At 66.0% G+C, this 21574-nt stretch carries 24 protein-coding genes; 10 read left to right on the top strand and 14 right to left on the bottom strand.

Annotated features, from left to right (window positions below; all coding sequences use genetic code 11):
• Positions 1-51: 51 nt before the first annotated feature.
• A complete protein-coding gene (gene glpK, locus OK015_RS28350; protein ID WP_268133174.1) occupies positions 52-1518 on the top strand; it encodes a glycerol kinase GlpK in 1467 nt (488 codons plus the stop codon).
• Positions 1519-1566: 48 nt separating this feature from the next.
• On the opposite strand, the gene OK015_RS28345 is transcribed toward glpK, so the two are convergent.
• Positions 1567-2301, bottom strand: a complete 735-nt coding sequence (locus OK015_RS28345) for a PadR family transcriptional regulator (protein WP_268128266.1) — start codon at positions 2299-2301, stop codon at positions 1567-1569.
• A 198-nt stretch (positions 2302-2499) separates the two neighbouring features.
• On the opposite strand from OK015_RS28345, the gene OK015_RS28340 reads away from it, so the two are divergent.
• Positions 2500-2892, top strand: coding sequence for a hypothetical protein (locus tag OK015_RS28340; RefSeq protein WP_268128264.1), 393 nt, complete (start codon positions 2500-2502; stop codon positions 2890-2892).
• Between the two features lie 13 nt (positions 2893-2905).
• Here the strand turns inward: OK015_RS28340 and OK015_RS28335 are convergent, their stop codons facing one another.
• Positions 2906-3805, bottom strand: a complete 900-nt coding sequence (locus tag OK015_RS28335) for an RDD family protein (protein ID WP_268128262.1) — start codon at positions 3803-3805, stop codon at positions 2906-2908.
• 69 nt (positions 3806-3874) lie between these two features.
• On the opposite strand from OK015_RS28335, the gene OK015_RS28330 reads away from it, so the two are divergent.
• Positions 3875-4876 (top strand): stage II sporulation protein M, encoded by a 1002-nt coding sequence (locus OK015_RS28330; protein ID WP_268128260.1) that lies wholly within the window; start codon positions 3875-3877, stop codon positions 4874-4876.
• Positions 4877-4884: 8 nt separating this feature from the next.
• Here OK015_RS28330 and OK015_RS28325 read toward each other — a convergent pair whose 3' ends face one another.
• From OK015_RS28325 to OK015_RS28305, 5 genes are read right to left on the bottom strand one after another with little or no spacing between them, the layout of a single operon-like run.
• A complete protein-coding gene (locus OK015_RS28325; protein WP_268128258.1) occupies positions 4885-6207 on the bottom strand; it encodes a DUF58 domain-containing protein in 1323 nt (440 codons plus the stop codon).
• Entirely contained in the window at positions 6207-7304 is a 1098-nt protein-coding gene (locus OK015_RS28320) for an AAA family ATPase (RefSeq protein WP_442791335.1), read from the bottom strand. The genes OK015_RS28325 and OK015_RS28320 overlap by 1 nt, the downstream gene beginning before the upstream one ends.
• Complete coding sequence (locus tag OK015_RS28315) at positions 7199-8338, bottom strand: DUF4350 domain-containing protein (protein WP_268128254.1); 1140 nt, start codon at positions 8336-8338, stop codon at positions 7199-7201. The genes OK015_RS28320 and OK015_RS28315 overlap by 106 nt, the downstream gene beginning before the upstream one ends.
• Entirely contained in the window at positions 8338-8991 is a 654-nt protein-coding gene (locus tag OK015_RS28310; protein WP_268128252.1) for a DUF4129 domain-containing protein, read from the bottom strand. Before OK015_RS28310 ends, OK015_RS28315 begins: the two co-directional genes overlap by 1 nt.
• A 12-nt stretch (positions 8992-9003) precedes the next feature.
• Positions 9004-10302 (bottom strand): DUF7847 domain-containing protein, encoded by a 1299-nt coding sequence (locus OK015_RS28305; RefSeq protein WP_442791178.1) that lies wholly within the window; start codon positions 10300-10302, stop codon positions 9004-9006.
• Between the two features lie 141 nt (positions 10303-10443).
• On the opposite strand from OK015_RS28305, the gene OK015_RS28300 reads away from it, so the two are divergent.
• From OK015_RS28300 to OK015_RS28280, 5 genes are all read left to right on the top strand, one after another.
• Positions 10444-10908 carry a GatB/YqeY domain-containing protein gene (locus tag OK015_RS28300; RefSeq protein WP_268128250.1) on the top strand — a complete coding sequence of 155 codons (465 nt, stop codon included), beginning with the start codon at positions 10444-10446 and terminating at the stop codon, positions 10906-10908.
• Between the two features lie 51 nt (positions 10909-10959).
• Positions 10960-11946 carry an LLM class F420-dependent oxidoreductase gene (locus tag OK015_RS28295; RefSeq protein ID WP_268128249.1) on the top strand — a complete coding sequence of 329 codons (987 nt, stop codon included), beginning with the start codon at positions 10960-10962 and terminating at the stop codon, positions 11944-11946.
• A gap of 40 nt (positions 11947-11986) precedes the next feature.
• Entirely contained in the window at positions 11987-12541 is a 555-nt protein-coding gene (locus OK015_RS28290) for a type 1 glutamine amidotransferase domain-containing protein (protein ID WP_268128248.1), read from the top strand.
• 99 nt (positions 12542-12640) lie between these two features.
• A complete protein-coding gene (locus OK015_RS28285) occupies positions 12641-13333 on the top strand; it encodes a HemK2/MTQ2 family protein methyltransferase (protein WP_268128246.1) in 693 nt (230 codons plus the stop codon).
• The gene (locus OK015_RS28280) at positions 13330-13539 is read left to right on the top strand and encodes a CDGSH iron-sulfur domain-containing protein (RefSeq protein WP_268128245.1); all 210 of its coding nucleotides are present in this window, start codon (positions 13330-13332) and stop codon (positions 13537-13539) included. Before OK015_RS28285 ends, OK015_RS28280 begins: the two co-directional genes overlap by 4 nt.
• A 3-nt stretch (positions 13540-13542) precedes the next feature.
• On the opposite strand, the gene OK015_RS28275 is transcribed toward OK015_RS28280, so the two are convergent.
• The 6 genes from OK015_RS28275 to OK015_RS28250 all read right to left on the bottom strand — a co-directional run bounded on the left by OK015_RS28275 (position 13543) and on the right by OK015_RS28250 (position 19171).
• Positions 13543-14562 carry an iron-containing redox enzyme family protein gene (locus tag OK015_RS28275; RefSeq protein WP_268128243.1) on the bottom strand — a complete coding sequence of 340 codons (1020 nt, stop codon included), beginning with the start codon at positions 14560-14562 and terminating at the stop codon, positions 13543-13545.
• Positions 14563-14624: 62 nt separating this feature from the next.
• Positions 14625-16862 carry a SpoIIE family protein phosphatase gene (locus OK015_RS28270; RefSeq protein WP_268128241.1) on the bottom strand — a complete coding sequence of 746 codons (2238 nt, stop codon included), beginning with the start codon at positions 16860-16862 and terminating at the stop codon, positions 14625-14627.
• Positions 16859-17485, bottom strand: a complete 627-nt coding sequence (locus OK015_RS28265; RefSeq protein ID WP_268128240.1) for a SpoIIE family protein phosphatase — start codon at positions 17483-17485, stop codon at positions 16859-16861. The genes OK015_RS28270 and OK015_RS28265 overlap by 4 nt, the downstream gene beginning before the upstream one ends.
• A complete protein-coding gene (locus OK015_RS28260; RefSeq protein WP_268128238.1) occupies positions 17478-17888 on the bottom strand; it encodes an anti-sigma regulatory factor in 411 nt (136 codons plus the stop codon). Before OK015_RS28260 ends, OK015_RS28265 begins: the two co-directional genes overlap by 8 nt.
• Positions 17878-18267 (bottom strand): STAS domain-containing protein, encoded by a 390-nt coding sequence (locus OK015_RS28255; RefSeq protein WP_268128237.1) that lies wholly within the window; start codon positions 18265-18267, stop codon positions 17878-17880. Before OK015_RS28255 ends, OK015_RS28260 begins: the two co-directional genes overlap by 11 nt.
• A gap of 22 nt (positions 18268-18289) precedes the next feature.
• Positions 18290-19171 carry an STAS domain-containing protein gene (locus OK015_RS28250; RefSeq protein WP_268128235.1) on the bottom strand — a complete coding sequence of 294 codons (882 nt, stop codon included), beginning with the start codon at positions 19169-19171 and terminating at the stop codon, positions 18290-18292.
• Between the two features lie 159 nt (positions 19172-19330).
• Between OK015_RS28250 and OK015_RS28245 the strand changes: the two genes are divergently transcribed.
• Together OK015_RS28245 and OK015_RS28240 are read left to right on the top strand one after the other, a co-directional pair.
• Positions 19331-19699 carry an STAS domain-containing protein gene (locus OK015_RS28245; RefSeq protein ID WP_268128233.1) on the top strand — a complete coding sequence of 123 codons (369 nt, stop codon included), beginning with the start codon at positions 19331-19333 and terminating at the stop codon, positions 19697-19699.
• 603 nt (positions 19700-20302) lie between these two features.
• The gene (locus OK015_RS28240) at positions 20303-20803 is read left to right on the top strand and encodes a DUF6328 family protein (RefSeq protein ID WP_268133172.1); all 501 of its coding nucleotides are present in this window, start codon (positions 20303-20305) and stop codon (positions 20801-20803) included.
• A gap of 3 nt (positions 20804-20806) precedes the next feature.
• On the opposite strand, the gene OK015_RS28235 is transcribed toward OK015_RS28240, so the two are convergent.
• Positions 20807-21481, bottom strand: a complete 675-nt coding sequence (locus OK015_RS28235) for an HAD family hydrolase (protein ID WP_268128231.1) — start codon at positions 21479-21481, stop codon at positions 20807-20809.
• Positions 21482-21574: the final 93 nt, after the last annotated feature.

Below are 21574 nucleotides of genomic sequence, written 5' to 3'. Positions count from 1 at the left end.
GTGGCCGAGTTCGTCGCAGCTATCGATCAGGGCACCACCAGTACCCGTTGCATGATTTTCGATCACGACGGCGCCGAGGTCGCTCGTCACCAGCTCGAGCACGAACAGATCCTGCCCCGCGCCGGCTGGGTCGAGCACAATCCGATCGAGATCTGGGAACGCACCTCGTCGGTGTTGATGTCGGTGCTCAACACCTCGAAGTTCTCGACGAAAGATATTGCCGCGCTAGGAATTACGAATCAGCGCGAGACCACGATGGTGTGGAATCGCCAGACCGGGCGGCCGTATTACAACGCGATCGTCTGGCAGGACACCCGCACCGACCGGATCGCGTCGGCGCTGGACCGCGACGGGCATGGCGACGTGATCCGCCGGAAGGCGGGCCTGCCCCCGGCCACCTATTTTTCCGGCGGGAAGCTGCAATGGATCCTGGAGAACGTCGACGGGGTGCGCGCGGCGGCCGAGAACGGCGACGCCCTGTTCGGCACCGCCGATACCTGGCTGCTGTGGAATCTGACCGGCGGTGCGCGGGGCGGGGTGCACGTCACCGACGTGACCAACGCCAGCCGGACCATGCTGATGGACCTCGAAACACTGGATTGGGACGACGAGCTGCTGTCCTTCTTCTCGATTCCGCGCGCGATGCTGCCGACGATCGCGTCGTCGTCGCCGACGCAGCCCTACGGCGTCACCTTGACCGACGGGCCGTTGGGCGCCGAGGTGCCGATCACCGGGGTCCTGGGCGACCAGCACGCCGCGATGGTCGGACAGGTGTGTCTGTCGGCGGGGGAGGCGAAAAACACCTACGGCACCGGCAATTTCCTGCTGCTCAATACCGGCGAGACGATCGTGCGCTCCGACAATGGTCTGCTGACCACGGTCTGTTACCAGTTCGGCGACGCCAAACCCGTCTACGCGCTGGAGGGTTCGATCGCGGTCACCGGCTCGGCCGTGCAGTGGCTGCGTGATCAGCTGGGCATCATCAGCGGTGCCGCGCAAAGCGAGTCGCTGGCCCGCGAGGTTCCCGACAACGGTGGGGTGTATTTCGTCCCGGCGTTTTCCGGATTGTTCGCCCCGTACTGGCGATCCGATGCGCGGGGCGCGATCGTCGGGCTGTCGCGATACAACACCAACGCACACGTGGCCCGCGCGACGCTCGAGGCGATCTGCTACCAGAGCCGCGATGTGGTGGATGCGATGGCAGCGGATTCCGGTGTGCGCCTTGAGGTGCTGAAAGTCGACGGCGGTATCACCCAAAACGAGCTGTGCATGCAGATCCAGGCCGACGTGCTGGGCGTGGACGTGGTGCGGCCGGTGGTCGCCGAGACCACCGCGCTGGGCGCGGCCTACGCGGCCGGTTTGGCGGTCGGGTTCTGGGCTGATCCTTGCGACCTGCGGGCCAATTGGCAGGAAGACAAGCGATGGACGCCGACGTGGGACGCCGCCTTGCGCGCCGAGGGGTATGCGGGTTGGCACAAGGCGGTGCAGCGCACGCTGGATTGGGTCGACGTGTCCTAGCGAAATGCCCGCCGGCGCTGAGCCGGCGGGCACTTCTGGGCCGATCGGTCAGTCCTCGCCGAGGATGCCGTAGACCTCACGCCGCGCATTGTTGAGAATCTCGCTGATGCGCTGCTGCTGGTCGGCGGTGGCGGTGTGCGCGGATTGCGCGACCGCGCCGAACAGCTGGCCGATGGCCGACCGGAGGTTCATCTGACCCGGGTCGGCGCCTTCGGCGATCTCGTCCCACGGTGCGGTCTCGATTTTCTCCGCCGCCGCGCGTCCCGCTTCGGTCAGCTCGAAAAGCTTCTTGCTGCCGTCGGTTTCGGTTGCGGTGATCAGGTCTTCGTCGGCCAGCAGTTGCAGCGTCGGGTACACCGACCCAGGGCTGGGCTTCCAGATTCCATTGCTGCGCTCGGCGATCTGCTGGATCATCTCGTAGCCATGCATCGGCCGTTCGGCCAGCAGCGTCAGGATGGCTGCCCGCACGTCACCGCGCTTGCCGCGACCGGGGCCGCCGCGACGCCATCCGCCGCGTCGCCCGCCCGGGCCGAAGCCGAACCCGGGGCCGAAGCCCGGCCCGAAGCCGGGGCCAAAACCCGGGCCGAATCCAGGGCCAAAGCCCTGATCGCCGGCTTGGTCGCGGAGGTTTTCGAAGAATTCCCGTCGGGCGTGTCGCCGGGCGCCATGCAGGGCGCGCCGTTGCCCGGGGCCTTGCCCAGGTCCGAAGCCGGGGCCGAAGCCGAATCCGAGGCCGGGGTGACCGGTGAATCGTCCGTCGGGGGGAGTGAATGGGTTGCTCATTGTTGTAGTCCTCAATGTTCTCGGGGTAGCGCTCCGTCTGGTGCGCCTCGGAATATCACGATATATCGTAAACGATCGCGATGCAACGATTGATCGGGTCGGAGCTCGGCAAATCGCCATCCCGTTGGGCCTGGCCTATACGGAATGCTCCGAGCGGACCTCGTTTGTATCCGACGGGCGACGGGTACGAACTCGGTGATGAATGCAAAGAACCCCAATGTGACGTTCGACAGCCACCCCGACAGTGCGGCGGAGCCTGCGCGGCACGACGGTGACCGGAACCGGCCGGTGTGGCCGTGGGTGAACTGGGGTTTAGCCCTGTCGACGGTGCCGGCCGCCGCGATCGTCATGCTCTTCGCGCTCGGCGCGGTGATGAGCACCGACGGATGCACCGACCGCACCTGCCCCAACCTGGGCCACGGCGGGATCGATTTCGGTGTCGCGTTCTACGGCGCGCCGATGGTGGCTTTTGTCGTCATCCTCATCACGTTTTTCACGGCCAAGCGCCGCGGCGGCATCGCGGTGCCCCTGTGCGGATGGGCGCTGCTGGTCGCCGATGTGGCGCTGATGGCTGCCACCGTCGCGAGCTAGCCGAACCCCAAATTTAGCGCGGCGGGGAAAAGCCGCCTGTTTGCTGTCCCTGCGCCGGTTCGGGCGAAGCCTGTTGTGGCATGCTCGCTGGCGGTGCGGCGGGCCAGCCGGACGGCCCGGGAAACTGGGGTGCGGCTGTCCAGGGGCCGGTCGGTGGTGCCGTCGGGGGCATGGCAAGACGCAGGCGTGCCAGCTCGCGGCGGTGCCGTTCGGCCAGGACGGCGGCCAATAGCAGCTCGGGCGGAACTCCGGGCGGGGGCGGCGGCGCGATCCGGGACACCACATCACCGGCGATTCGGGATGCCATCTGCACGCGCAGCTGGGGGTCGAGTTGACGTGCCCGGGAAAGGAATTGGCGTGCGACTTCGGCTTGCCCGGCATCCAGGTTCGACAATTGCAGCGACGACGCCCACCACGCCAGCGACGGCGGCATCGCCGGTGGCGGCCCGAGTCGCGGCCCGCGTTCACTGACAACGACCGTGCCGGCGAAGATGTCGCCGACACGTTTGGCCTTGGACGAAAAAATGCTGCAGATGACTGCGGGGCTGCCCGCGAGCATCCAGATCTCCACCACCGAAGCCAACGCACGAAAAAGGGCCTGCCGGAAGCGTTCTGGGCCGCCGTCGTCCGACACCACCCGCAGGCCCATCACGATCTTGCCCACCGAACGTCCCCGGGTGGTGGTCTCAAATGCCATCGGATATCCGACCATCACCAGGACCGTGAAGATGATCAGCACGGCCTCGCTCAGCGCGTCGTCGAATTGCGTCAGCGTGGTCGCCCACAGCATCAGCCCCAACACGTATAAGAGGAAAATCACGGTGATGTCGATCAGCGTGCTCAGGGCTCGCACCGGCAACTGGGCGATCTGCACGTCCAGCACCACTGCGTCCCCGGTCACCACCTCCGACATAACACCGAACGGTACAGGTGTTGAGCGGCTGCAGTCGGCGACCCCGAAACGGCGATTAGGCTGCGCAGGGTGGACGTCGACGCATTCGTGCTGACCCATCGCGGAACCTGGGACCGGCTTGACCGGTTGATCAAGAAGCGCAGGTCGCTGACGGGCGCGGAAGTCGACGAACTAGTCGAGCTTTACCAGCGCGTGTCCACCCATCTCTCGATGCTGCGTTCGGCCAGCACGATCGGGTCGGATTCGCTGATGATCGGTCGGTTGTCAAGCCTGATCGCGCGTGCGCGCTCCGCGGTGACCGGTGCTCATGCGCCACTCAGCAGCACATTCACCCGGTTCTGGACGGTGTCCTTTCCGGTGACCGCGTACCGCGCCTGGCGGTGGTGGTTGGGCACCGCGGCGGCCTTCTTCGCCGTCGCGGTGGTCATCGCATTCTGGGTGGCGTCCAACCCCGAGGTGCAGGCCGCGGTCGGAACACCCAGCGACATCGACCAATTGGTCAACCACGATATCGCCGACTACTACAGCGCACACCCCGCATTGGCGTTCGCTCTGCAGGTCTGGGTGAACAACTCCTGGGTTTCGGCCCAGTGCATTGCGTTCTCGGTGCTACTCGGACTGCCGATTCCGATCGTGCTGTTCCAAAACGCCGCCAACTTGGGGTTGATCGCGGGCCTGATGTTTCACGCCGGCGAGGGCGACATCCTGCTGGGTTTGCTGCTTCCGCACGGGCTGCTGGAGTTGACCGCGGTATTCCTCTCCGGGGCGGCGGCGATGCGGCTGGGGTGGTCGGTGATTTCGCCCGGAGACCGGCCCCGCGGACAGGCGCTCGCCGAACAGGGCCGGGCCGTCGTGTCGGTGGCGGTGGGGCTCGTCGGGGTGCTGCTGGTGTCCGGGTTGATCGAGGCATTGGTGACGCCGTCGGCGCTGCCGACGTTTGTTCGCGTCGGTATCGGGATCCTCGCCGAGGCGGCGTTCTTGACGTATGTCATCTACTTCGGGCGTCGAGCCGTGAAAGCCGGGGAGACCGGCGATGTCGACGATGCACCGGATGTGATCCCCACTCGCTGAGCCGACGTCTACAGGCGCCCAGTCGCTTTCATCGCCAGGTAGCGGTCGGCCAGGGCGGGTGCGAGTTCGGTGGGCGGCGCATCGACGACTTCCACTCCGCCTTGACGCAGCCGTGTCGCGATCGCGCGGCGGTCATTGCGGGATCGTTCGGCGGCCGCGGCGTCGTAGACCGCTGCCGCATCCGAACGCCCGCTGGCCATTTGGTCTACCCGCGGGTCGGAGACCGCGGCGATCATCAGATGGTGCTTGCTGGACAGCTGGGGCAAAACCGGGAGCAGACCCTCGTCGAGAGCGGTGGCGTTGAGGTCGGTCAGCAGTATCACCAGCGACCGCCGCCGGATGCGCCGGTTGACGGCGGCGACCATTGCGCGCCAATCGGACTCGACGAGCGTCGGTTGCAGCGGCGCCATCGCGTCGACGAGCTGGGCGAGCAGCTCGGTGCGCGACGCGCCGAATACGGCGGCCCTGCTCACCCGATCGTGGGCGAGAAAGTCGACATGGTCGCCGGCCCGCGACGCGAGTGCGGCCAGCAGCAGTGCGGCGTCCATGGCCCAGTCCAGACGGGGCCATCCCGCTGGGTCTGCCGCGGTCGGGTCGACTCCGACTCGGCCCGCCGCCATACGCCCGGTGTCGAGCACGATCACCACCCGCCGGTCGCGTTCGGGCCGCCAGGTTCGGACCATCACATCGGCGCGGCGCGCGGAAGCCCGCCAGTCGATCGACCGCACATCGTCGCCGACGACATACTCGCGCAGCGAGTCGAATTCGGTTCCCTGTCCCCGTATCAGGGTTGGCAGCAGCCCGTCGATCTCGCGCAATTTGGCCAGCCGCGAGGGCAGGTGTTTGCGCGACAGGAAAGGTGGCAGCACCCGGACCTGACCGGCGACGGGCTGCGAGCCCTGCCGCCCCGCCAAGCCCAGCGGCCCGATCGATCGGGCGGTGACGACTGCGGCCCGCTGGTCGCCGCGGCGGACCGGCCGCAGGTGAGTCTGGAGGTGCTGACGTTGCCTGGCGGCGATTTTGACCGCGTGAATACGCGGTTCGGCACGCGCGCTGGGCGGCCAGCCATCGCGGATCTGTCCGCGGAAGCGGCGGGGGCCGTCGTTGTGGATCTCCAGGTTCACATCCACCGATTGGCCAAGCCGGGCCGAGCTGTCCGGTGAACGGATATAACGCAGTCTGCGGGTGCTGGCCGCCAGCGCGATGTCGACAGCTACCGCTGCTGCCAGCACCACAAGCAGCACCTCGAAAACCTTTGCCGGCCAAGGAGAGAGCGCGATCGGCAGGACGCAGATCAGCGCCGCGAGGCCGGTGCGTCCGGTCAGGATCACTAGCGGGGCACCGGAACCGACGCCAAGATACCGTCGAGCACTCCGTCCGCCGTCGCGCCCTCGAGCTCGGCCTCGGGACGAAGCATCACCCGGTGCCGCAGTGTGGGGCGGGCCATCGCCTTCACGTCGTCGGGCGTGACGTAGTTGCGTCCGGACAGCCACGCCCAGGAGCGTGAGGTGCCCAGCAGGGCCGTTGCCCCACGCGGTGACACACCTAGCTGTAAGGCGGGCGAGGAGCGGGTGGCTCCGACGATGTCGACGATGTAGCCGAGCACCTCATCGGCGACCAGAACCTGTTGCACCGCTTGGCGACCGGCCGCCAGCTCGGCGGGCCCGGCCACCGGTTTGATCGCGGACAGGTCGCGGGGATCGAAGCCGTGCGCGTGGCGGCCGAGGATGGCGATCTCGGAATCACGGGATGGCAGCGTCACGTTCAGCTTGAGTAGGAAGCGGTCGAGTTGTGCTTCCGGCAACTGGTAGGTGCCCTCGTATTCGATGGGGTTCTGGGTGGCGGCGACGATGAAGGGGTCGGGAAGCGGCCGGGATTCACCGTCCACGCTGACCCGCCGCTCTTCCATGGCCTCGAGCAGTGCGGCCTGCGTTTTGGGCGGGGTGCGGTTGATCTCGTCTGCCAGTAGCAGATTGGTGAATACCGGGCCCGGCCGGAACGCGAACGCGGCGGTGCGTGCGTCGTATACCAGTGAACCGGTGACATCGCCGGGCATCAGATCGGGCGTGAACTGTACCCGCTTGAATTCCAATCGCAATGCTGCGGACAGTGCTCGGACCAGTAGTGTCTTCGCCACTCCCGGAACACCTTCCAGCAGCACGTGTCCGCGACACAGCAGCGCGATCACCAGGCCGCTGATCACCCCTTCCTGCCCGACGACGGCCTTGGCGAGTTCACCGCGCAAAGCCAGCAGTGCATCTCGCGCCGAGTCGGCGTCCGGGGATGGTGCGGTAACGGCTTGCGAGGTGGACGGGGATTGTGTCACGAGTTGGTGACCTGCCTTTCGATTTCGTCGAGCGCACGTGCGAGTTGGAGCAGGTCGTTGTCGGTGCCCGGCGGTGGGCCGAACAGCTGATGGGAAACAAATCCCGCGTCGATCCCGGTGCGCTGGGCGACGGTCATCGTCACCGCCTGCGCTTGCGCACCGGTGCCCAGGCCGAGCCTTGGCAGCAGCCGTTGCAGTGTCGCGGTGCGCAGTGCGGCGGCGGCGCGATCGCGGGCCCGGCGGGATCGGTACAGCCGGCCGCGGCCCTCCACGGTCTCCGATGCGCGGACCACGACGGGCAAGTCCTCAGCCACCAGCGGGCCGGGACGGCGGCCCTTCCATAGGGCAACTAGCAGTACCACCACCCAGAGTTGCCAGACGATCCAGTTCACGTTATCCGGAATCAGGTCGAAAATTGAAGTCGTGGAAGAGCTTTCACCTTCTATATGGGTGGGCGCGTACCAGATGAGGCGTGGCCGGTCGCCCGCGAGGTTCATCGCCAGGGCGGCGTTGCCCGCCTGCGCCAGGGCCTCGTTGGTCATGAAGTCGCTGCTGCCGACCGCTGTGACGGTGCGCCCGTTGTCCCGGAAGCGGATCAGTATCCCGTCGTAGCAGCGGGTGATTACCCGGTTGTCTTTGACGTCGAAGGTGTCGCTCGGCCCGAATCGAACCGATCCGGCCCGAGTAGCCTCGCGCAGAGAGCAATTCGGATCGCTGTCAAAGCCGCTGGCGCCGGAGGTGCGCACGCCCGGCAGCAGCGCCTCGCGGGTCCGCGCGGTCGGCTCGACCAGGAGCACGTCGCCGGGTGCCTTGGCCAGCCGCTCCAGCATGTCTTCCGTCAGGTACTGGCTCTGCGCCAGCAGGATCAGTGTGTCGGGGCGGGCCGCCCGTTCGACGTCGGCGACGCTATCGGCCACCACAACGTCGACACCGCCGTCGCGCAGCAGGGCCACCAGCGCGTGGGCCCCGTCGGGTCCGGTCGACACCGGGTCCATGCGAGCACCCGGTCGCGGCGCGGTCAGGTACGCACCGATCCAGGCGATGAGCGCGAGCGCAACCAGCGCGAGCGTTACCCCGCGCCACGACCGCCGTCGTCCGCTGGTCGCGGCCACGGGCCGGGACGTGATCGTGGCCATCATCGCACCTGCGCCCACGATTGAACCGGGGCTTGATACCCGGCCGCGGCTGCAGCGGCAGGCGCCCGCATGCGCAAGTGGTCGTCGAGGTCAACGATCAGCTGATAGGCGGATTGGGTCCCGGGCACTTCGCCGTAGGTGACATCGTTGAACGCCGTTGCTGCCCTGGACAATTCGTCTGTCAGGTGGGGCAGCACCTCGCCGGCGTCGCGCGCCAGCTCGTTGGCGGTACGGCCGGGCGCGGGATTCAGTACACCGGTCTCTTCGAGCTGACGGGCGATGGCGCGCAATCTGTGACGAATGGCCGCGGTCCAATTCCCCTCTGCTGCATAACGTTCCGCGGTATCACGGTGTTGCGCCGCGGTGAGCTGGACGGCTTCGAACAGCCGGTAGTCGCCGCGTCGCCTACTGCGCATGGTGCGGCGAGCGATGTGGACGGCGACGATGACCGCGATGGCCAGCAGGGTAAGCAGTACCGCGGTGGTCAACCAACCGCCGGGTATCGAGGCGCTTGTCTGCAGCAGCCGGTACAGCATCTCGTTGATCCAATCGAGAAGCTGTTGCATCGCGGACGCCTTGGTGTATATCGGTTTGCTGAGTTCGTCCTGTGCGGCTTGATGTGCGGCATCGCGGTCGATGTCGATAGAAGGCACTGTCGTCGCCGCTCAGCCCGGAAAGGGCCGGGTCAGCCAGAGGCTGTCGGTCGAGTCGGCTGCGTAGCGGCCGCTCGCGGCGCCGGATTGCAGTACCAAATCGAATGCCTCGGCACGGATGCGACGGTCGGTGTAGAGCAACACGACGACGCCTGCGTTGAACGGCGCCGTGATGATCTGGCCGATCGCCGATCCGACGGACGCGATCGCGGTGCCCAGCAGCAGGATTCCGGTGGACGGCATTCCGGCGAGCATCACCTGGCCGACGATGCTGAACGGTGCGCTGATCGCGCCGGACACGACACCGACCACGATGAACGTCAGCACCCGGATGCCCAGTACCCTCCAGAAGCCATTGCGAAGCAGCGCAAAGGATCTGGTGATCGCGTCGAGTACCGGCAGTCGCTCCAGCACGATCAGCACCGGTGCGAACAGCACGATCATGTACAGATACACCATCAGCGCGATCATGGCGATGAATAGCGGGACACCCAGCAGCACCGCCGCGGCCGCATTACCGATCGCCGCAATCAGCGCGATGACCACCGCCGACAGCCCGAACAGAACCCCGATGACGGCAGCCTCCAGCAGCGCGAGGCCGAGCAATGGAACCAGCCGCCCCCGGATTCTGACCCACGTCTCACCGATCGTGATCGGTGCCCCGAATACCGCGCGCCCGACGATGACGGTGAGCATTCCGGACAGCAGCATGCCGCCCAGCCAGGTGACCAGGACGCCGACCCCCATCGAACCGAACCACGCGCCGACGACTCCCCAGTTCATGTCCGCTGATCGGTCGCTCCTAAGCCCGCCGAAGGCGGCGATCGGTCCGACGGTGGCGATCAACGAAATGATCTGCATCGCCACGACGACTATCGCGGTCAACCCCAACGTGGCCTTCGGGTTGGTGCGGATGTAGCCGACCGCGCCGTTGAAGATGTCGCTGAGGCTCAACGGGCGAAGGGGGATGATTCCGGGTTTGATCGCTCCCGGGGCCAGCTGGGGCGAGCCGTACTGCGGGCCGCGCGATGGTCCGTAGCCGGGGGGCGCGCCGTAACCGGGGGGCGGGCCGTAGCCAGGTGGGGGCACATAACCATAGGGCGGGCCGTAGCCGGGCGGCGGGTAGCCGGATGGCGGCCCGTAACCAGGGGGCGGGTAGCCGGATGGCGGGCTGTAACCAGGCGGGGGCCCGTAGCTGGGCGGCGGACCGCCGTCGGCGGGCGGCATGCCGTAGGCCGGTGGCAGAAAGCCGTCGGGTGTGGGCCTTCCCGGCGGGGGACTACCCGGATAGCCAGGTGGTAGCGCGCTCACCGTGTCCGGCAGCCGTCGTCGTTGGTCATGGGCTCCATCCTGTCGACGGTCGGGGCATTTCTCAATCTTCCCCGGTTTCGCGCCCAGCCCCCCGCTGGCCTGCGCAGTCTCCGCGCCGTCCGGGCGCGTAGCGTCTCCAGCATGGCGGAACTCAAAGCCCGGCTTCGGGCGGACCTCACCGGGGCGATGAAGACCCAGGATAAGTTGCGGACCGCGACCCTGCGCATGTTGCTGGCCGCGATCCAGACCGAGGAAGTTTCCGGCAAGCAGGCGAGGGAACTCACCGATGACGAAATCCTCAAGGTATTCGCCCGGGAATCCCGCAAGCGTGGCGAGGCTGCCGAGATCTACACCCAAAACGGCCGCGGCGAGCTCGCCGCCAACGAGCACGCCGAGGCGCGAATCATCGACGAGTATCTGCCCGCGCCGCTCACCGAGGCCGAGGTAGCTGACGTGGTCGACACCGCCATCGCCCAGGTTGCTGAGGCGATCGGCGAGCGCCCCGGCATGAAGCAGATGGGACAGGTCATGAAGGCCGCGACCACGATCGCGGCCGGCAAAGCCGACGGTGCCCGGCTCTCGGCGGCGGTCAAAGAGCGGCTTTAACCGCTCGCGGCGGGTGGTTTGCGTCCGTCGGACCCGGGTACCCGTGCTGCTATGACCAAGTTCGGCTATACCTTGATGACCGAGCAGAGCGGGCCCAAAGATCTTGTGCAATATGCGGTTTCGGCCGAGCAGCGCGGATTTGACTTCGAGGTCTGCAGTGACCACTTCTCGCCGTGGCTGACGTCACAGGGGCATGCGCCCAACGCCTGGGCGGTGCTGGGCGCCGTGGCACACGCTACCGAGCGGGTGGACCTGTACACCTATGTCACCTGCCCGACGATCCGCTATCACCCCGCGGTCGTCGCCCAACAGGCCGCCACCGTGCAGATCCTTGCCGATGGGCGGTTCACGCTCGGATTGGGTAGCGGGGAGAACCTCAACGAACACGTTGTCGGCAAGGGCTGGCCCACCATCGATCGGCGCCAAGACATGCTGCGCGAAGCCATCAAAATCATCCGCGAGCTGTTCGGCGGCCGGCTGGTGAACTGGCGCGGCGACTATTTTCAGGTTGACTCCGCGCGGCTGTGGGACGTGCCCGAGATTCCGGTCGGTCTCGGCGTGGCGATGAGCGGCGCGAAGAGCGTCGAGAAGTTCGCCAAGCTCGCCGATCATCTGATCGCGGTGCAGCCCGACAAGGACCTGGTGGACTCCTGGCATATGGCCCGGCAGGCCGCCAACGGAACCGAAGGCGGCCGAGTGGTCGGGCAGATACCGGTGTGCTGGGATCCCGACCGTGACGCCGCGATCGAACGCGCGCATGACCAGTTCCGCTGGTTCGGCGGTGGGTGGGCGGTCAACGCCGACTTGCCGACGCCGGCCGGTTTCGCCGGCGCGACCCAGTTCGTGCGTCCCGAAGACGTCGCCGATGCCATCCCGTGCGGACCGGACCTGGACGCGATCGTGAACGCCGTCCGGCCCTACTGGGAAGCCGGCTTCACCGACATCGCGCTGATCCAGATCGGCGGTCAAACACAAGATCTGTTCCTCAAAGAAGCGGCAGAACCTTTACTAGCGGCGCTGCGGTCGGAATCGCCCTAGCCTGGCTATCCGCGAAGACCATCCGTGAAAGGAGAATACGATGCCAAACGAACTGCAGGGCAAGACAATCGCCATTCTTGCGACTGACGGCGTGGAAAAGGTGGAACTCGAACAGCCACGTGCGGCTCTGAAACAGGCCGGCGCCCGGGTCGAAGTTCTCTCGTTGAAGGCCGGGGAAATCCAGGCGCGCGAGCACGATCTCGAACCGGCGGGACGGTTCACGGTCGACCGTGCGGTCTCGGCCGCCTCGGTGGACGAGTTCGACGGTCTGGTTCTTCCTGGCGGCACGGTGAACCCCGACAAGCTGCGCATGGACGCGACCGCCGTCTCGTTCGTCCGTGACTTCGTGGGCTCGGGAAAGCCGGTCGCAGCCATCTGTCACGGGCCGTTGACGCTGGTGGAAGCGGGGGTAGTTTCCGGACGAACCCTCACCTCCTATCCCAGCATTCGGACCGACCTGCGCAATGCGGGCGCGCGTGTCGTCGATGAGGAAGTCGTCATCGACGGCAATTTGATCACCAGTCGCTCGCCGGCAGACCTGCCGGCCTTTTGCGCGACCCTCATCAAGCAATTCGCGCACGCTGCAACGGGTTAAGCCAGCGGCAGGCGGGTTGGCCGTTTCAACGCATTGTTTGTGGGAATTATCCACAAACAATGCCGTGATCGCCACGGTGATTACCCGAGAGGCCCACCGTTGACCAGCACGTATCCCCTCACTCCTGACCTTTTGGCGGTGCCTGCGGTGTATCAGCCTCAAGACGACTCTCGATTGCTGGTTAGCGCAATGCAATACAGCGGATTGATCCCCGGTCGCCGAGTCCTAGATCTGTGTACGGGAAGCGGATTTGCCGCGATCGCCGCGGCCGAAATGGGTTGTGCCAGTGTCACGGCATTCGACATCTGCCCGCATGCGGTGCATTCGGCCGAAGGCAACGCGATTATCGCGGGAGTCGACATCGACGTTCGGCAAGGCTCACTGATCGCCGCCCTGGGGTGCGCGCCGTTCGAGGTGGTGGTGGCCAACCCGCCTTACGTGCCGACTCCGCCGGAGGACGACATCGACATCGTCACGCCGGGTATCGGCCCGTCGTGGGCATGGAATGCCGGTTCCGACGGGCGGCTGGTGCTGGACCCGCTCTGCGCGTCGGCGTCAAACCTATTGTGCGACGGCGGTTCCCTACTGCTAGCGCAGTCGGCTCTGGCTAGTGTGCACCGTTCGCTGGACTGCTTGCGATCGACCGGATTGGACGCCGAAGTGGTTGCCTGCCAAAGAATTCCATTTGGCCCCGTGCTGATGCAGCGGGCCGGCTGGCTGGAGGAGATTGGCCTGGTGCGGCGCGGCTGCCGGGAAGAGGATCTGGTGGTGATCCGGGCGGACAAGCTATGAGCGGGACGCGGGTGCGCGTGGTGCCCAAAGGCCCGATCCTGGTGCAGGGGCCAGTGCGCATTGAAGTCGATGACGGCGCCGTCGTCGAATCCGACCGATTCATGGTGGCCATCTGCACCTGCGGGCGGAGCAGGGAATTTCCGTTGTGCGACACCAGCCACCGGCGCTGCCGGCAGGTCGAAGGCGTTGGCGCAAAGCCTAATTGAGGGCTAATTGAGCGGTCGCCGCAGCGACGAGTGATCCTGTTTCCAGGATGTCAGCATCTTGTCCGCCAGGCGATCTTCGACCACCGTCAATGCGCGCATCCCGAAAATGACGTCGTGGTCCAGCTGGGGATCGTGTGCGACGAGATCGCCGACCACATCGAGGCGTACCACCTGTTCGTGCACGGCGTCGGCCTCGACATGTTCGCGGTAGAACGCGCCGCAAGCCCGCGGTGCGCCCATCCGTTCCAGGGCTTCGGCAATTCGTCGGGAGCCGGGCGACGACGTGATCTCCGTGGCGGCGAAATGCCCGATGGCCGCACCACGCAGCCGGCGGTGCAAACCGAACAGCGACATCAAGTTCACCACGGCAAGCGCTTCGGCGGGGACGGCGTCGAGGTAGCCCAGATAGGTTTCGTCCAGATCGGCCGCCGTCAACAGATCCGCGAACAGCTGCTGGTGTGCCCGCTGACGCTGCCCGGCGCCGTACTCGTCGAATTCGATGGCCACGAATGCCGCCTTGGCGCCGCCCGTCAGCCGGGGAATCGCCCAGGCGTGCGGATCGCCCTCTTTGAGGTGATACATCGATCGATGCACGAAGTATTCGCGCATCTGCTCCCACGTCCCGGTGTCGCGCAGGTAGTAGGAGGGGCCGGTGCCGTCAACGGGTTCGACGGAAATCGCTTCCATCTCCACAGCCGAGGTGCGGTTGGGTTCGATGGGACCGACGTCGCGGCGCACACCGGCGAGAAAGGCACGCTCGAGTTCGGCGCGCAGGTGCAGCAGGTCGGGGTTCCACTCCCAGGCCGGGTCGACGCCGGCAAAACCCCGGTAGTGCAGCTCGTAACACATGCACAAGGCCAGTTGCAGGTCGAGGCCATAGGGATCCGAATCGCGCACGGATGCGCTGACCCGCGCGAGATGATCTCCGGACGGAGGTCCGGCCAGCGCGAGTTGCACAGCCGTGGACAGCGGGCCGTGTGCAGCCGGTAAGGCGGGTTCGAGCGTGGTAGACGCACGGGTCACGCCGTGGGATACCACGATCGGAGTTGCCGCAAACGGTGTAAGCGCGCCGGCTTGACGCCACGCTAGCGGCCGCCGGACCAGTGATCGACCCCCGCAGACCCTGTCGGGAGCAGGAACGTGATGTCGACCGTGGTTCCGGTGGGGGTGCTGTCGATTTCCATCGTGTCGCTGATGGCCCTCATCAGGATGAGGCCCCGTCCGCTGTTGCCCGGGTTGATCGCCGGCGGTTTCCAGGAACCGTGGTCGGTGATGCGGGCGCGGACTTCGCCGTCTACGGTTTTCACTTCGAGCAGGGTAATCCCGATGCCGTGCCCGCGGTACGCGTGCTCGACGCAGTTGGTGCACGCTTCGTTGACCACCAGCACGATGTCGTCGACCAGTTCCCGCGGGACGTCAGCGGCTCTGAGCCAATCGGCCAGGCGATGCCGAATACTGGCCAATTCGTCTGCGATGGAGTTTGTTTCGATCCGCAGCGGCGCCTGCTGGTGTCGGTATATCACCATCGCCACATCGTCATCGTATCCCGTTGCCGGAGCCAGCTCACGAAGCACCGCATCCGCGACGGCATCCAGTGGCAACGCCATCGTCTCCACCAAAACATCTGCTGCGCGAATGATTCCGTCGTCAAGTGACTCGTGCTTGCGTTCGACTAGGCCGTCGGTGAACACCATAAGCGTCGAACCGGACGGCAGTCGCCGGGAAACCTGCGGGCGAGGTTCGTCGCGCAGGACCGCGAGCGGCACCGACCGGGCATCCGTCAAGACCGTGGTGCCCGACGGTCCGGCGACAACCGCCGGCATGTGACCGGCGTTGCTGTACTCCAAGACGCCCGATTCGGTATCCAGGATCGCCAGAAAAACGGTGGTGCAGTAGGCATTCGGAATGAGCGATGCCGCCAGGTCGAGTTGCTCGAGCAGCAGCGCGGGTTGGGCACCGTTGATCAGCAGGGCCCGCGCCGAGCTGCGCAACTGACCCATGATCGCGGCGGCCGGAAGCCCCCGACCCACGCAGTCGCCGACGACGATGCCGATGCGGTGATCGCCGATCGGCAGCACGTCATGCCAGTCGCCCCCGATTTCCAACGGCGGGACGGCGGGTTCGTAGCGCATCGCGAAGCCCGGCGGCGGCTCCACCGGTGGGAGCATCGCGCGTTGCAATGTCAGCGACGTCTCGCGGGCGCTCTCGAACTGCCGGACATGCTGCATGGCCAGACTGAGGTGACCGATCAGCACCGTGAGCAAGAGTCGATCCTCTGCGCTGATCCAGCGCGGTGCACCGAGCTCCAGCCACAAGGCGAGGTCTCCGCTGCCGGACAACACCGCGACCAATCCCTGCGTCTTGCCGGGCTTGTTCGGCCGTTCGATGGTTTTGGCGGTCAGCGGCAGCTGTTGGCGCGCGTCCTGAAATACGTCGCGCAACCAGGGATCCATTCCGCGCCAAGTTGTTTCGGCGGGCTCGCCTGCCACCTGAACGGAAGGCTCGCCGTCGCCGGACGGCCAGGTCACGGCGATCACGCGCTGTACGCCAATCGCCGTACGGCATTCGTCGAGGGTGATCGCCAACAGCTCTGCAACGCTTTTGGCTATCGCCACCGCGGTGGCCAGGCGCAGGACCGCGCTCTCTCGCGCGGCGAATGCCCGTTCCGCGGTGACGTCGCGAATCGTCCCCACGAAAACCGATTGGTCGGTGTCGGTTTCCTTGACGGCGTTAATGCTCACCATCACCCAGGCAAGATGCCCGTCTCGATGTCGAATCGGAGTCTCGTACTGGGTGCCGCCCTCGCTCCGGACGCGGGATTGGTGTTCTCGCGCGGTCTTCTTGTCGACCAGCCATGGATGCGGCCACCGGTAGGGCAAGCCCTCGGCCGGATAGCCGAGAATCTCGATGAAGGCGTTGTTCATCTCGATGATGGAGCCTTCCTGATCCGCGACGAAGAAACCCTCTTGCAACGAATTCACCAGGGCCGTGCGGAATTTGTCGCGGTCGGCAAGCCCATCGGCGCGGGCACGTTGTTCGGCGTAGCGCTTGGTGCCGTCAAGGAAGCCCCGAGTCGCGACGTCGAGCGGTGCCAGCGTCTGTAACAGGAATTCCAGTGCGACCGGTGCGTCGATTTGGATGTCCCTTGACAGTTCGAGGACTAGCCGGACGTGGTTCTCGATGATGTCGAGCATGCTGATTTGTTCTTGCAATGCCCGGCGGCCGAGCTCGTGGGCGACGGTCAGGATGTCATCGTCGCTCGCGTCCAAATAGGTTCGCAGCGCGGCGAGATATTGAGTGTGGAACTCCTCTGCAGTGGTCATGTCGAGGTTCCCCGGTGACGTGCGGCGAGCACCATGGCGTCGTCGGTTTCCTTTGCGTGTTTAGTCAGAATGTGGTCGGCGATCACCGTGGCGGAAGCGGCGAAGTCGATGTGGTCCAGATGATCCTCGGCGATACCGTCGCTGGCTAGGACGATCAAGTCGCCGACCCGCAGCGAAACCACCTGGGCAGGCCGGATTTCCGGGATTCGATAGCCGACGATGCCGGCGGCGAGGCGCGCACTGGATCGAATGTGGACGCCGGTCACATCCTTGGAGACGAGGTGGGCGCTGACGTTTCCGACCCCGGTCCAGGTGAGTGTATTGGCCGCGAAATCCACCCGCGCCAAGGTCATCGCGACTCCTCTGGTTCCGTCCAACACGCGATGACAGAGCTGCACCAGGACTTCCAGCCGCTCGCCCGCGGACCGCTGCAACGCATCGACGGCGCGCGTCGCGGCGGCCGCGGCGTCAGGACCGTGACCGAGGCCGTCGATTACACCGAACAGCGCGGCACCGTCGTCGATACCGGTCGCGATCTTGCGGTCGCCGCTGGTGTTCTCGCCGGGTAGTGGGCGCCCCACGTTCGCCCACTCGATCGGTCCTAGTCGTCCGTTTTCACGCACGGCCGGGAACCCACTTCCACATCTCGATGACCGTCCCCTTGCCGAGTGCGGATTCCACGATCAGTCGGTCCATCAAACGGCGCGCCCCCGGCAAGCCCATGCCCAACCCGCGACCGGTCGAGTACCCGTCCTCCATCGCCCGCTCGATGTCGGCGATGCCCGGACCGTCGTCCTCGGCGCGAACCACCAACGCCTGGCGGTTCTCGCGCTCGGCCACCATGACCCGTACGACGCCGCGACCCGCGTAGCTGGTGATATTTCGTGCGATTTCGGAGATGGCGGTGGCGATCATGGTGACGTCGGTAAGCGTGAAGCCGAGGTCTAGCGCGAGCTGGTGTCCTGCTTTGCGGGCGTCGACGATGTCGTCGGGGTTGTTGATGTCGACGACGATGTCACACGCCACCGTCGCGCCCGATCGTTGATTTCCTCAGCCCGCGTTGACGATTCAGCAACGCGATGCCTTCTTCGAGATCCAGGGCGGTGTGCATGTCATCGAAGGTCAGCCCCAGCTGGACCATCGCGAATGCGACTTCTGGGGACAGACCCACGATCACGGTATTGGCGCCGCGCAGCCGGGTCATGTGCGCGATCGTCCGCAGTGACCGGGCGGCGAATGAATCCATCACGTCGATGGCGGTGACGTCGACGATGATGCCCTGCGCGCGGAACCGGCTGACCCGCTCCATCAGGTCGTACCGCAGTCGTTCCGTGTCGGAGTCGGAAAGGGCCGCCTGCACGGTGGCGATGAGAATAGAGCCCTGTTTCAGGATGGGTACTGGCATCTGGCGCCCGCGTTCGTTCTGCTCACCCGGTCTGCTCGCCGGTGCGCGTGACTTCGTAGCCCAACAGGCGCTCGGCTTCCTCGATACCACCCTGCAGGTCACCGACGGCGTTCATCTTCGACAGGTCCAGGCCGATCGTCACCAGCGTCAGGGCGATTTCCGAGGATAAGCCGGTGATGATCACGCTGGCACCCATCAACCCGGACGCGTCGACCGTCTGTACCAGGTGGTTTGCCACGGTGGAGTCGATCGTCGGCACACCGGTGATGTCGATGACCACGACCTTTGCGCGGTTGGCGCGGATGGCCCGCAGCAGCTGTTCGGTCACCTGACGGGCGCGCTGACTGTCCAGCACACCGATGATGGGCAGAATCAGCAGCTGCTCACGCACCTGCAGCACCGGTGTCGAGAGCTCGCGGATGGCTTCCTGCTGCTGGCGGATGATCCGCTCACGTTCCTGCACGAACGACACGCCCACGGTATTGGCGATGCGGTTGGCCGCCGGCTCGTAGGCGTCCAGCACCCGGTTGAGCATGTCGAAGTCGGTCTGGTACTTCTCGAACAGCGAGCGGGCCAGGACGTCGCGCAGCAGCAGCACGATACCGAGCACCTCGTCCGTCTCCACCCCGCGCGGAATGATGCGTTCCGACAGGTCGCGGGCGTAGTCCTGCAGCGCCTCGACGCTACCCGTCTCGAGCACCTCGACGTAGTTGTCGTAGACGGCGGTAGCCTCGGAAAAAATCTCCTCGGGCGTCATCGCGGTCAGCAATTCCGCCTCGGTGATCCGGCGGGCCCACTCCTCGCGCAACGCGGTGCGGTTCTGCCGCAAATGCTGAACTAACTGGGGAAGAAGACCTTCGCTGGAGATACTTGCGGTCGTGCCGGTGCTGCTGGAATCTGACATCTGGCCTCCCGGGTGCCACGTCGCGCTCCGCAGTGCGCACGTTCTATGGGGAGACTAGCCTGATTGGACGCGGGGCAGGTGTTGAGGTCTTCTTCTTCTCGCAGTTCGCATGGCAGGTTAGGCTTGCACCACAATTAAGGCCCGGACGAAGGATCGCCATTGTCAGCTCCTGATTCGATCACCACGTTGGTTGCGGACCACGATGGGGTCTCCGTGGTCAGTGTGAGCGGTGAAATCGATTTGGTCACCGCTCCGGCCCTGGAGCAGGCCATCGGCACGGTCGTAGCCGAAGGGCCGTCGGCGCTGGTCATCGATCTTTCCGCGGTGGAGTTCCTCGGCTCGGTCGGACTGAAGATCCTGGCGGCGACCTACGAGAAACTCGGCAAGTCGGCGGAGTTTGGCGTGGTCGCGCGGGGTCCGGCGACCAGACGCCCGATCCACCTGACCGGTTTGGACAAGACGTTCCCGCTGTATCCGACGCTGGACGACGCCTTGACCGGAGTGCGAGACGGCAAACTCAACCGCTGACGTCACTCCCACGTCGTAGCCTCGGCGATGGCGATATGCCCGTGAAGTCGAGCGAGGTAGCCATCGCCCGATAGCTATCCCGATGCGCCCGGTACGCGGCGCCGTGCCCGCCAGGTTGGGCCAGTAACGTCCGCAACCGAAGCACGGTGATTTCATTCAGCACATACCCGGCGTCGGTCGGCGCGGCGCTGAGTCGGTCGATCGCGGACCGCGCATCCTCGACGTCTTTGGCCAGCGCCTCGCCTCAGCAGTGTTTCCACGAGCGCGGCCGTGGCCAGTGCGCTCCAGATCCACCTGTCGACGTCGGCCAGATCATCGCGGTTGCCCGGGCCAAGTCGACGGCGGCGTCGACCTCGCGCAGCCGCGCTTTCTCCCGAGCGATATAGCTGTCGGCGAACGGAACGACCGACAAGGTGAACTGCTGGCCCAGGGCGCGGGTACCGGCCTGCGCCAGCTACGGCACACCGTCGGCGGGCCGACCTGTGTGGCGATGTCCTCTAACGGACAACGTCGGTGAGCAGCAGGATCACCTGCTGCCCGGCGCATGGTTTGCTGGCGTGCCCTGCAAACGCGGCCGCCGCGTTCGGTGCGATGATCGCGAACATGGATGTCGATCACCCGGAGGACGACCAGCGCTGGGATCGCGACACGCGTGGCGAAACCGAAACCGAGCGGCTGGATCGCAACTGGAACAGCCTGTTGCAGGAGCTGCGCGTCGTGCAGACCGGCGTCCAGCTGCTCACCGGTTTCCTCTTGACGCTGCCGTTCCAGCAGCGGTTCGACGTGCTCGACCACGAGATGCGGATCGCATATCTGGTGACGGTGGGATGTTCGGTGGGAGCGACGGTGCTGCTGATCGCCCCGGTCGGCATTCATCGGCTGCTGTTTCGGCGGCATCGCCTGCAGGTTCTCGTGTCGGCCGCGCACCGCTGTGCCTATGCCGGGCTGGCGCTGCTCGGGCTGGCGCTGACCGGGGTAACGGTCATCATCTTTGTCGCGGTTGCCGGGACGACGGCGGGCCTGATTGCGGGAGCGTGTGCGCTCACGCTGTTCACCACCTTTTGGTGGTTGTTACCGCTGTCGCTGCGCACCCACGGCGAATAGCAGTCAACGGCGGTGCGCGAGCGCCGCGATGCGGGTGGATTCCAGATGATCCAGGAGATCCTGCGGGTCGGCGAAGATCGGGGACGCCCCGGCCGCCTGCAATTCGCTGTCGGCGATGCCGCCGCTCAGCACTCCGATGCACGGTACCCCGGCGGCCTTGGCGGCATGTGCGTCCCAGACTGCGTCGCCGACGAACACCGCGTCCCCGGGTGCCACTCCGGCCCGGTCCAGCGCCACCTGCACGATTCCCGGCTCGGGCTTGGCGGTGTCGACGTCGCGGGACGATGTCGCCGCTGCGATCACGTCATCGCAGCCGAGCACCTTGCGCAGCATCTCGAGTTCGTCCTCGGGTGCCGAACTGGCCAGTACTACCTGCAGGCCCAGATTGGCGACGCGGCGCAGCAACTCCCGGGCGCCCGGCAACGGTGCCAGCAGGGACGAGAGCTGCCGGTAGTAGCGGCTGTGTGCATCACTGAGCCGTTCTTGCACATCCGCCGGGGCGTCGTCGGAAAGGGTGCGCACCAGCTTCGAGCCGTCCATCCCGATGCAGCGGTGGATGTGCCAGGCCGCCGCCGAGATGCCTTCCGACTCAAAGGCTCGCTGCCAGGCGTAGACGTGCAGATAGTTGGAATCGACCAGGGTTCCGTCCACGTCGAACAGGACAGCGGGAACAGTCATCGCTGCGGCATACCCGTCTGCAGGGCTTTGAACCGAACGCACCCCCCGAACGTGAACGGCGTTAGAACACGACGCATTTCGTGAGGGGTTGAG

Origin of the sequence: Mycobacterium sp. Aquia_216 (assembly GCF_026723865.1) — a bacterium.
Taxonomy (GTDB): Bacteria; Actinomycetota; Actinomycetes; order Mycobacteriales; family Mycobacteriaceae; genus Mycobacterium.
Note: the sequence above shows the minus strand (reverse complement) of the source record. Positions and strands in the feature narration are given on the sequence as shown.